This is a genomic window from Oceanobacillus sp. Castelsardo, from assembly GCF_001659985.1.
Classification (GTDB): Bacteria; Bacillota; Bacilli; order Bacillales; family Amphibacillaceae; genus Oceanobacillus.
Map to the genome: position 1 here is coordinate 85,297 of NZ_LYCS01000012.1, position 11,017 is coordinate 96,313.

The 11,017-nt window shown below is 36.9% G+C and carries 8 protein-coding genes, 2 rRNA genes and 1 other annotated feature (1 of these 11 cut by a window edge); all 10 genes read right to left on the bottom strand.

What is annotated here, in order from left to right:
- Positions 1-64 (bottom strand) — a binding site (T-box leader) (it extends 150 nt beyond the left edge of the window).
- Between the two features lie 399 nt (positions 65-463).
- Positions 464-1,933, bottom strand: coding sequence for a glutamate--tRNA ligase (gltX, locus tag A9178_RS16325; protein ID WP_068677204.1), 1,470 nt, complete (start codon positions 1,931-1,933; stop codon positions 464-466).
- 117 nt (positions 1,934-2,050) lie between these two features.
- Positions 2,051-3,139, bottom strand: a complete 1,089-nt coding sequence (locus tag A9178_RS16330) for a PIN/TRAM domain-containing protein (RefSeq protein ID WP_068677206.1) — start codon at positions 3,137-3,139, stop codon at positions 2,051-2,053.
- Between the two features lie 236 nt (positions 3,140-3,375).
- The gene (gene radA, locus A9178_RS16335) at positions 3,376-4,749 is read right to left on the bottom strand and encodes a DNA repair protein RadA (RefSeq protein WP_068677208.1); all 1,374 of its coding nucleotides are present in this window, start codon (positions 4,747-4,749) and stop codon (positions 3,376-3,378) included.
- 198 nt (positions 4,750-4,947) lie between these two features.
- Positions 4,948-7,377: an ATP-dependent protease ATP-binding subunit ClpC gene (gene clpC / locus A9178_RS16340; RefSeq protein WP_068677210.1), complete on the bottom strand. Its 2,430-nt coding sequence runs from the start codon at positions 7,375-7,377 to the stop codon at positions 4,948-4,950.
- Positions 7,378-7,389: 12 nt separating this feature from the next.
- Positions 7,390-8,454 carry a protein-arginine kinase McsB gene (gene mcsB / locus A9178_RS16345; RefSeq protein WP_068677212.1) on the bottom strand — a complete coding sequence of 355 codons (1,065 nt, stop codon included), beginning with the start codon at positions 8,452-8,454 and terminating at the stop codon, positions 7,390-7,392.
- Complete coding sequence (mcsA, locus tag A9178_RS16350; protein WP_068677214.1) at positions 8,451-8,990, bottom strand: protein-arginine kinase activator protein McsA; 540 nt, start codon at positions 8,988-8,990, stop codon at positions 8,451-8,453. Before mcsA ends, mcsB begins: the two co-directional genes overlap by 4 nt.
- 60 nt (positions 8,991-9,050) lie before the next feature.
- Positions 9,051-9,512 carry a CtsR family transcriptional regulator gene (locus A9178_RS16355; protein WP_068677216.1) on the bottom strand — a complete coding sequence of 154 codons (462 nt, stop codon included), beginning with the start codon at positions 9,510-9,512 and terminating at the stop codon, positions 9,051-9,053.
- Positions 9,513-9,732: 220 nt separating this feature from the next.
- A complete protein-coding gene (locus A9178_RS16360; protein WP_231889873.1) occupies positions 9,733-10,320 on the bottom strand; it encodes an MgtC/SapB family protein in 588 nt (195 codons plus the stop codon).
- A 327-nt stretch (positions 10,321-10,647) separates the two neighbouring features.
- Positions 10,648-10,762 (bottom strand): 5S ribosomal RNA (gene rrf / locus A9178_RS16365).
- A 67-nt stretch (positions 10,763-10,829) separates the two neighbouring features.
- Positions 10,830-11,017 (bottom strand): 23S ribosomal RNA (locus A9178_RS16370); the annotation flags it as partial.

Consider the following 11,017-nt stretch of genomic DNA (forward strand, 5'->3'; position numbering starts at 1 on the left):
CAGCCTAGGCGGTTCTCTCTGGGTAAGTTATTCACCTTTTACTTTCCCTTTTCTACGTTCCTTATATAAGCTAAGCGTCAATAAACGGGCGCTCCGCTTTTATGTTTCTAGCTCCAGCGCCCAACGACTAGCATACTTCCCTCACCTCCGTACGATAAAGAAGACTTGCCAATTGATGAAATCAGAGACTTAGTCGCACTTATACCCTTGTGGTGAAAGTCAACATCGATTCACGGTTAAGGAAGGCCGACTAAAACCAGACTTTGCGTCCAACGTCGGCACACCACTATGAAGTGGCGTGTTTCCTTTATCTCCTTCGGCAGTGGAATGTACGTCGCTACGACGCACAGGACGTGCTAGTACAGGCATTGCGACAGGACGTCGCGTTCTTAGCCTGTAAGGGCGCTTCCGCTTTTATGTTTTATATTTCTAATATATTATATCTGTTCACTTTTGTGAATGGTTATGCTCCGAGTTGTTTTAGAACTTTATCTAGGCGTGAAATGATTACATCTTTTCCTAATAATTCAATAGCCATTGGTAATTCTGGTCCGTGCATTTGTCCAGTTGTTGCAATACGGATTGGCATAAATAGCTTTTTACCACGGTGACCAGTTTCCTTTTGTGTTGCTTTAATTTGTGCTTTTATTGAATCCTTTGTGAAATCATCTAGGTGAATTAATTTATCCGCAAACACTTGTAAAACTTCTGGAACCTGTTCTTCCTCTAGAACTTTCTTAGATGCCTCATCTAATGTTAATTCTTCTTTGAAAAACAACTCCGTCAATTCTACTATTTCTTGTCCATAACGTAATTGTTCACGATATAATTCAATAACGTTCTCAGCCCACTGTCTTGTCTCATCATCCATATCTTCAGGAAGTCTTCCAGCTTCAATTAAATATGGCATTGCTAATTCAATGACATCTTTTGTATCTGTTGCTTTAATATATTCATTGTTCATCCACTTTAATTTATGTTGATCAAAGATAGCAGCTGATGTAGACAAACGTTCCGGATCAAATATTTGGATGAGCGTTTCTTTGTCAAAGATTTCTTCTTCCCCAACAGGTGACCAACCAAGTAATGAAATGAAGTTGAATAATGCCTCTGGTAAATAACCTAAATTCTTATATTGCTCAATAAATTGAACAATATGGTTATCCCTTTTACTTAGTTTTTTACGATCTTCATTCAGAATTAATGTCATATGCCCAAACTTAGGAGGTTCCCAACCAAATGTTTCATAGATCATCATTTGTTTCGGTGTGTTTGAAATATGTTCTTCCCCTCTAAGTACATGAGAAATACCCATTAAGTGATCATCAATAGCTACTGCAAAGTTATACGTTGGAATACCATTTTTCTTTACAATAACCCAATCGCCAAAATCACTAGATTCAAAAGTAATGTCTCCACGAACAATATCATGAAACGTAAAGGTTTTGTTTTCTGGGACACGGAAACGGATACTTGGATGACGTCCTTCCGCTTCAAATGCCGAACATTGCTCTTCCGTTAAATCACGATGCGCACCAGAATACTTAGGAACTTGTCCTTTAGCTTTTTGTTCTTCACGTTCCGCTTCTAGTTCTTCCTCTGTCATATAACATTTATATGCCAAGCCTTTTTCTAACAACTCATCAACGTATTTTTGGTAAATATCAAGGCGCTCTGTTTGACGATATGGTCCATACTCTCCACCAATATCAGCACCTTCATCCCATTCGATTCCTAGCCATTTTAGGAATTTAAACTGACTTTCTTCTCCGCCTTCTACATTTCGTTTATCATCTGTATCTTCTGTACGGATAATAAACTTCCCATCAAAATGCCTTGCATATAAATAGTTAAAAAGCGCTGTTCTAGCATTACCAATATGTAAATGCCCAGTTGGACTTGGTGCATATCTTACACGTACATCATTTGCCATGTTGTTATCCCCTTTCAAGTTAAAGCAATATATATCAATTAAGTATGTATAGCAAAAAGGAAAGTGATAACGAATAATGTTATCACTTCTACTCTCTCTTTATAAGTTATACCGCTTTTATAATGCTTTTTCAAGTAATTTTGGCTTTGCGAAAATCATCCTACCTGCAGAAGTTTGCAAAACACTTGTAATTAATACTTCAATTGTTTTACCTATATAATCTTTACCATCTTCCACAACAATCATCGTTCCATCATCGAGATAAGCTACACCTTGATTTTGTTCTTTACCATCTTTTATAACCTGTACAACGAGCTCTTCTCCTGGTAAAACAACTGGTTTCACCGCATTTGCCAAATCATTAATGTTAAGGACACGAACACCTTGTAAATCACAGACCTTATTCAAATTAAAATCATTTGTAACAATAATTCCGTCAATCACTTTTGCAAGTTTAATTAGTTTGCTATCTACCTCATGAATTTCCTCGAAGTCTCCTTCGTATATTTCCACTTTGACCGGTAATTCCTTTTGAATTCGATTTAGCACATCAAGCCCTCTTCGGCCACGGTTTCGTTTTAAGGCATCTGAGGAATCAGCAATATGTTGTAGTTCTCCCAATACAAATTGTGGAATAATAATGGTACCTTCTAAAAAATTAGTTTGGCAAATATCTGCAATTCTACCATCGATAATAACACTCGTATCTAGTATTTTTGCCTTTGGCTGGCTTGTCTCTGTTTCATCATCCGGCATTCTGCGTTTTTCCTTCTTTGATGTTCTTAGCAGGTTGATAAATTCATCTCTTCGTTTAAAACCAACTTGAAACCCAAAGTAACCTAATAAAATCATAATGAAGAGTGGTAATACTTGTGATATAACATCTATATTTATATCTTGCAAGGGCATGTTAATAAAGTAAGCAATAACTAACCCAAGAATTAAACCAATACTACCAAAAAATAAATCAACTGCTGGAATCTTAATAAGAGATTCTTCAATCCACTTTAAGAAATTAACGATATATCCGGACACCCAATAGGAAATGAGAAAGAATATAATTGCACCTACTACCATACCTAGATATGGGGATGTCATCCAACTTATATTCGTTAATTTTAGTAAATGAATAATATCTGGAATGTATAAGAATCCAATGGTTCCTCCAAATATTACAAAAAATAAATTCACAATAATCTTTAACAACTCATTCACCTCCTAATTCTATTATTACCGTTCATACAATAAATAATCCTAGTAATTATTAAAATTCTTGCTACGCCGAAAATACTTCTTGTCAAAATTTTATATTTTCCTAACAAATAAAAAAAGAAATATAATACCAATTAAATCATAGCATACCTGTAATGAACATTCCATTTCAGAAAAGCTTTAAGAAACAGCCTAATTTAAATTTCAATCAAGCGAACTACCATACCATTCTATCGTTCTATCCCTAACTCTAATGCTTCCTGAACAGATTGGACTCCAATCACTTGGATATCAGTAGGTGGTGTCCAACCATCTAAATTATTTTTAGGACAAATAACCCGTTTAAATCCAAGTTTTGCAGCCTCTTGCACTCGTTGCTCAATTCGAGAGACCCTTCTAATTTCCCCTGTTAATCCAACCTCACCTATAAATATATCATCTGGTCTAGTAGGATTATCCCGAAAACTGGATGCAATACTAACAGCTATTGCTAAATCAATCGCTGGTTCATCTAATTTCACTCCACCAGCAACCTTTATATACGCATCCTGGTTTTGTAGCATTAGCCCAACCCGTTTTTCCAAAACAGCCATTAATAACGAAACACGATTATGGTCCACACCAGTTGCCATTCTTCTTGGGTTTCCAAAACTTGACGGAGAAATTAATGCTTGGATTTCCACCAAAACCGGCCGCGTTCCTTCCATAGATGCGACAACCGTTGATCCAGATGTTCCATGAGAACGTTCCTCTAAAAATATTTCTGAAGGATTCATAACCTCTCTAAGCCCTTCTTCCTTCATTTCGAATATCCCCATTTCATTGGTGGAACCAAAACGGTTTTTCACCCCACGTAAAATACGATAGGTGTGATGCCTTTCCCCTTCAAAATAAAGAACCGTATCTACCATATGTTCTAGCATTCTAGGTCCAGCAATTGCTCCCTCTTTGGTAACATGACCTACAATAAAAATAGGAATGTTATTCATCTTTGCTAATCTCATTAACTCCCCAGTACATTCTCGCACTTGGGAAACACTTCCCGGGGCACTCGTTACCTCTTCTTTAAATATCGTTTGAATGGAGTCAATCACTACAAAGGAAGGCTTAATTTGTTCCACATGTCTGGAGATATCCAATAAGTTTGTTTCAGAGAGCACATATAGTTCTTCTGATTTAATTCCTAAACGATCTGCTCTTAATTTTGTTTGACGGGTGGATTCTTCTCCAGAAATATAAAGTACAGGTAATTGTTTATCCGCTAATTGTGCAGAAACTTGCAATAATAGTGTAGATTTCCCTATTCCAGGGTCTCCACCAATTAATACAAGGGATCCCATTACAATCCCGCCACCAAGAACACGATTAAATTCCTTCATGGACGTAGTAATCCTTGGCTCTTCTTGGGATTCAATCGATGTAATTTTTTCGGGTTTGACTGCTGTACCTTGAGCTACATTAAATATATGTCTCCCTTTTCCTGTTGATGCTTCCATTTCCTCCACTAAAGTGTTCCAATTATGGCATCCTGGGCATTTCCCCATCCACTTTGCAGATTCATAACCACATTCCTGACACACAAATTTCGTCTTACGCTTCGCCAAGATTCTCGTTCCCCTCTCTCTTTTAATTGTAACTTACTTTTTTAATGTATAGGTTACAGCTTCCTTTCAATTCAAATTGGATGAACCACAATTTTGCCACAGAATTTCAAAAGCGCGACTAAGCCTCTGGTTTCATCATTTTATATAGATGAAGGAAAAGCTAGAAGAACATTATTCTTCTAGCTTTACACCTACTGCTTATGAAAGGAGAATAAAATCGCCTTTATTACTTAAACCGACCTTCACTTTCTGTCCCTTATCTATCGTTCCTTTAAGCATTTCTTCAGATAATAAATCCTCGATATTCTTTTGAATGGACCTGCGTAATGGACGTGCTCCGTATTCAGGGTCAAATCCCTCGTTAGCAATTTTTTCTATTGCCTTATCGGTAAGGGAAAGATCTATTTCCTGTTCTTGTAATCGGTCATGTAATTGTTTAACCATAAGCGTAACAATATCTTTCATATGTTTCTTCTCTAAAGAATGGAAAACTATCGTCTCATCAATCCGGTTTAAAAACTCCGGACGGAAGGCTTTCTTCAGTTCGGTCATTACTTTAGATTTCATATCTTTATATTCTTGTTGATCATCTTCCATTGCAAAGCCAACATATTTATTACGTTTTAATTCACTTGCTCCAACGTTAGACGTCATGATAATAATAGTATTTCGGAAATCAACTAGACGGCCTTTCGAATCTGTTAAACGTCCGTCTTCTAAAACTTGAAGTAAAATGTTAAATACTTCTGGATGAGCCTTTTCAATTTCATCTAGTAAAACTACAGAATATGGTTTACGACGTACTTTCTCCGTTAATTGTCCACCTTCTTCGTACCCTACGTACCCAGGAGGGGAACCAACTAGCCGTGCTGTTGCATGTCGCTCCATATATTCTGACATATCAATTCGAATCATTGCATCTTCATCAGCAAACATCACTTCCGCTAACGCTCTAGCTAATTCTGTTTTTCCAACACCTGTTGGGCCTAGGAAAATAAATGACCCGATAGGACGTTTTGGATCTTTTAACCCTGCACGAGCTCTACGGATTGCTTTAGAAATAGCAACGACCGCTTCTTCTTGGCCGATTACACGTTTATGCAAAGTTCCTTCCATATTTAGTAGTCGGTCACTTTCATCCTTCGTTAATTTAGAAACAGGAACCCCGGTCCAACTTGAAACAACACTAGCAATATCATCTACTGTTACTTTAGAATCCATTTGCCCTTGTTTTTCTTTCCATTCTTTCTTCGTCTGTTCTAATTCCTCACGGTAACGTTGTTCGGAGTCTCGTAATGATGCTGCCTTTTCAAACTCTTGGCTTTGAACTGCTGCATCCTTTTCTTTCCGTACCTCTTCTAACTTATGCTCTAATTCCTTCAAATTAGGTGGAATCGTATAAGAGCGTAGGCGAACTTTTGAACCAGCTTCATCTATTAAATCAATAGCTTTGTCGGGAAGGAAGCGATCGGTAATATAACGATCCGATAAACTGGCAGCTGCTTCAATTGCATCATCTGTAATCGTTACACGATGGTGCGCCTCATAACGGTCACGTAATCCACCTAAAATTTGAATGGTTTCCTCTACAGATGGCTGATCTACTTGAATTGGTTGGAATCTACGTTCTAGTGCCGCATCTTTTTCAATATATTTGCGGTATTCGTCTAGGGTTGTAGCCCCAATACATTGTAATTCTCCACGAGAAAGGGAAGGTTTAAGTATATTGGATGCATCAATTGCACCCTCTGCTCCACCAGCTCCAATTAGTGTATGTAATTCATCGATGAATAAAATAATATTACCAGCTTGACGGATTTCTTCCATTACCTTTTTCAAACGATCTTCAAATTCACCACGATATTTAGTACCTGCGACAACAGTCCCCATATCTAATGTCATCACGCGTTTATCCCTCAATGTTTCAGGAACCTCATTATCTACTATTTGCTGCGCCAATCCTTCAGCAACTGCAGTTTTACCTACTCCAGGTTCACCGATTAACACTGGGTTATTTTTTGTTCTTCTACTTAATACTTGAATAACACGTTCAATTTCCTTTGCACGGCCAATTACTGGGTCAATCTTTCCATCTCGAGCACTTTGAGTTAAATCTCGTGCTAAGGAGTCTAATGTTGGTGTATTAGCACTTGATTGTTGTCCACCTCTACCTTGTCGGCCAGCTTGTGACTCATTGCTCCCCAATAGTTGAAGGACTTGCTGTCTTGCTTTGTTTAAACTAACTCCAAGGTTGTTTAATACTCTCGCTGCAACACCTTCACCTTCACGAATAAGGCCTAATAGGATATGTTCTGTTCCAACGTAGGAATGACCTAATTTCCTAGCTTCGTCCTGTGACAGCTCTACAACCTTTTTCGCACGAGGTGTATAATGGATGGACTGCATTGGTTGTTTACCGACACCAATTAACTTCTCCACTTCCTCTTGAATTTGGCTAATCTCCAAGCCTAATGATTGTAAAGCTTTAGCTGCAATTCCATCTCCTTCACGGACAAGTCCTAAAAGGATATGCTCCGTCCCAATATTATTATGACCAAGGCGAACTGCTTCTTCTTGACTTAACGCTAGTACTTTTTGTGCTCTCTCAGTAAATCTTCCAAACATCATAATGCTTCCCTCCTAATTCTCTAACTTTAATCGCTCACGGATGAGTGACGCCCTAAGTACATCTCGGTCCCCGGGTGTTAATGTTTTATTCGCATAGTGTTGAAGAAATCCTGGTTGTATAAGTATCATCAACTCATTAAGTATATTCCTAGAAGTATCTTTAATGATACCTAAATCTATTCCTAATCGCACGTTTGATATGCAACTAGAAGCCTCTTTTGATTCAATTATTCTACTATATGCTAGTACACCATAAGAACGAAAGATGCGATCTTCTAATGCTGTAGTAGATTCCTTCATAATCAATTCTCTTGCATTTCGCTCGTGATCTATTAGCTGTTTTACGACACTTTCTAAATCGCCTACAATATCTTGCTCCGATTTTCCTAAGGTAATTTGATTAGAAATTTGAAAAATATTCCCTAATGCTTCACTACCTTCACCATAAATCCCCCTGACAACTAGCCCTAATTGATTAATAGCTGGCATCATTCGATTAATTTGTCCCGTCAGAGCAAGGGCTGGTAAATGCATCATGACAGAAGCACGCATCCCAGTACCAACGTTGGTCGGACAAGTAGTTAAATAGCCTTTCTTTTCATCAAAAGCATAATTTACCTTTTCCTCTAACCAATCATCTATTTCAAATGCTTTTTCTAAAGCGTGGCGCAACTGTAAGCCAGGGAAATAAAGCTGAATACGAAGATGGTCCTCTTCATTTACCATAATGGATACTTGTTCATTTTCAGAGATTATTACTGCCGATTCATTCGTATGTTTAGCAAGATTAGGGCTTATTAAGTGCTTTTCTACTAAAACTCGTTGTTCAATAGCAGTTAATTCCTTAATAGGGATAAATTCAAAATTATGATAACTATTAAATGACTTATTTGCATATTCCTTTTCAATAAAATGCCTTACTTCTGCGAGTTTTTCCTCTTCAGCAATAATTGGGTAAGGGATGCTTGCTATATTTCTTGCAAGGCGAATGCGGCTACTCATGACAATGTCACTACTTGGCCCCTCTTCGCGCATCCAAGGGCTAATAGCATCATCCATAAAATGTTCGAGTGTCATGCTTGATCACCTGCTTCTTTATTTCGTATATTAGCTTCAAGCTCTTTTATCTGATCCCTTACTTTAGCTGCCTCTTCAAATTCTTCCTGTTCTATCAATTGCTGTAATTGGCTTTTAAACTGATACAGCTGACGTTTCATTTGTATATCATTGCCTGTTCGTTTAGGTATTTTCCCAAAGTGTTTTGTATTTCCGGCATGAACACGTCTCAATATTGGATCTAACTTATCCGAAAATGTTTCATAACAAGTTGCACATCCAAATTTGCCGACTTGCTTAAATTGAGAAAATGTCATTTTACACTGTGGGCATTGCAAATCTTTCATTTTATGCAATGCTGGATTTTCAATTTTTGAAGTATCAAAATTAAATAAGCCTGATAATAAATTATGAAGTGAATAAGCCTCTTCTGGATAAGTTACATAACCTTTTTCTTTTGCACATACATCACATACACTTATCTCCGACTTTTTACCGTTAATAACTTGAGTAAAATGCAGTGTAGCTGGACGTTTATGACATTCTTGGCATTCCACTTTTCTTCCCCCTCTACAACTACTGGTACAATGTAATACCCTTTGTATAGTAATTTTAAACTAAAAATATTTTAGTTGCGATAACATAGCGGTTAAAATTCTGGAACGTATTTCATCCCTTAATGGGAGGTTATATGCTAAAGTGGTACGTTCCATTGCACTTAACATAATTTTCGCCTCTCGTTTCGTTATAATTTCCTCTTCTAAGAGTCGGTCTAATATGTCAGTAGCCGATCGTTGGGATATAGTTGGATTAGCCATCTCCATAATCTCATCAATTAATGAGGATTTATCCTTATGTCGCACTCGCATAATTCGAATATATCCTCCACCACCACGTTTACTCTCAACAATGTAACCTTTTTCTAACGTAAAACGTGTATTAATTACATAATTAATTTGCGATGGTACACATTGGAAGCGATTGGCGACTTCACTTCTCTTTATTTCAATAGCATTTTGGCCCTTCATTTGAAAAACAGTTTTTAAATATTGCTCAATGATATCTGAGATATTACTCATCAGACCCATCTCCTCTTGCGTGATGTTAATGTCAGTATTTTCAATGCATTTGACTTTGACTATCTTTGACTATACCCTTATTATACGCCAACATTTTTGAGATGCAAATACCTTTTATATATTTTAGACAAAATTATTGAAAACAAAACCTTACACATATAATTAGGTGTAAGGTTTTTAGAATAGCTTAATACCGACTGCAAAATAATAAATTAATTCCTTATTCGGATATGTTTCTTACCCCTGTTAATCTAGATAATTCATCATAAAGTTTTACTTTATCAAGTCTTTTATTCCGTTCAACTTTAATATGAACCTTTCTCATTTCTTTCTCAATATTAGTAATTTCAATGGAATTTATTTTCACATTAAATTGTTCTAAAAAGTTTACTAACAAAGTAAGATTCGTATTATGGTCGATAATAATATTAACAAAAGAAAAGGAACGTTTCCTTTGAAATAACTTTTCAAAGTTGTTCAGGAATACTAAGCTGATTAAAATGATTAATGTAGCTAATATAGCTGCACCATACATACCTAATCCTACAACTAAACCTAATCCGGCCACAGTCCAAATAGATGCAGCTGTTGTTAATCCTCTTATTGTTCCACCATAAACAATGATTGTACCTGCTCCCAAAAACCCTATACCACTGATTACGTACGATGGTATTCGTGCAGGATCAAAGCGGACATTATCATAAGTATCAATCAATGTTGAAAAACCATAGAGCGACATTAGCATCATTAAACAAGAACCAACACCTACTAAGATATGTGTACGGAATCCAGCAGAATGATTATTCATTTCTCTTTCAAAGCCAATAAGTCCTGACAGGAAGAGTGCAATTAATAAACGAATGGCTATAATATAAAAGTTCTCACCTAATATTTGATTTATGTATACTATAATAAATCCCCCTATCTAAATAAAATAAGGAAGCTCTAAAGATAGAGTAATATTAAAATTTATGCGTGTATCCTTGATTTTATGCCGTTCAATCATATTTTAGAGTATTCTCTCATTTTCCTAGCTTGTTTATTATTTCACCAAAATATACGTTTGTATTGATACAGGCAATTTAGTATACAAAAAAACATCTAGGAAAGATGTCCTAGATGTTTTTTTGACATTGCCTGGCGGCGTCCTACTCTCGCAGGGGGAACCCCCAACTACCATCGGCGCTGGAGAGCTTAACTTCTGTGTTCGGTATGGGAACAGGTGTGACCTCTCCGCCATCACTACCAGACAAAAAATATTCAATTAGGATTTGTATCCTGAAAACTAAATAAGAGTAATCTTGACATCAAAAGAAGTTAGTTAAGTCCTCGATCGATTAGTATTTGTCAGCTCCACGTGTCGCCACGCTTCCACCTCAAACCTATTAACCTCATCGTCTCTGAGGGATCTTACTCATTTAAAATGATGGGAAGTCTCATCTTGAGGGGGGCTTCATGCTTAGATGCTTTCAGCACTTATCCTTTCCACACGTAGCTACCCAGCT

Coding starts and splice junctions, on each gene's coding strand:
- gltX (WP_068677204.1), bottom strand. CDS start 1,933: ATGGCAAATGATGTACGTGTAAGATATGCACCAAGTCCAACTGGGCAT.
- clpC (WP_068677210.1), bottom strand. CDS start 7,377: ATGATGTTTGGAAGATTTACTGAGAGAGCACAAAAAGTACTAGCGTTA.
- mcsB (WP_068677212.1), bottom strand. CDS start 8,454: ATGACACTCGAACATTTTATGGATGATGCTATTAGCCCTTGGATGCGC.
- A9178_RS16355 (WP_068677216.1), bottom strand. CDS start 9,512: ATGAGTAATATCTCAGATATCATTGAGCAATATTTAAAAACTGTTTTT.
- A9178_RS16360 (WP_231889873.1), bottom strand. CDS start 10,320: ATGAATAATCATTCTGCTGGATTCCGTACACATATCTTAGTAGGTGTT.